Here is a 512-nt window from a genome sequence, read left to right as displayed (position 1 = left end):
GACCCGAACGCGGACGAGTCGCGCTTTGAGGCGCAGAGCGGCACGGTTGGCAGCTACGGCAACTTTGACATCGATGCAGAAGGGGCGTGGACGTACACGGCGGATAACAGTCTGACAGCGGTCCAAAGCCTTGCTGACGGCCAGACAGTAAGTGACAGCTTCACGGTGACAACTGTGGATGGCACGACTGAGACCGTGACCGTGACGATCACCGGGGTCGATGATGTGGCAGTGATTGCGGGCGAGACAACGGGCGGCGTGACTGAAGATGAAGCCGTGACCCTCACGGCGATGGGCGTGCTGAGCGTGACGGATGTCGATGCCGGCGAGGCGGGCTTTGAGGCGCAGAGCGGCACGGCGGGGACCTACGGCAGCTTTGACATCGATGCGGACGGGGTGTGGATCTATACGGCAGACAACAGCCTGACGGCGGTACAGAGCCTTGCTGACGGCCAGACAGCAAGTGACAGCTTCACGGTCACAACGGTGGATGGCACGGAAGAGACCGTGAC

Annotated in this window: 1 protein-coding gene; it reads left to right on the top strand. The window is 62.1% G+C overall.

From position 1 onward, the window contains the following. On the top strand, positions 1–512 hold a 512-nt coding region (locus L0664_RS18470), incomplete at both ends, for a VCBS domain-containing protein (protein ID WP_235227380.1).

It is taken from the genome of Octadecabacter dasysiphoniae, assembly GCF_021532615.1.
Classification (GTDB): domain Bacteria; phylum Pseudomonadota; class Alphaproteobacteria; order Rhodobacterales; family Rhodobacteraceae; genus Octadecabacter; species Octadecabacter dasysiphoniae.
The sequence above is the reverse complement of the archived record's forward strand: the minus strand, read 5'-3'. Positions and strand labels throughout refer to the sequence as shown.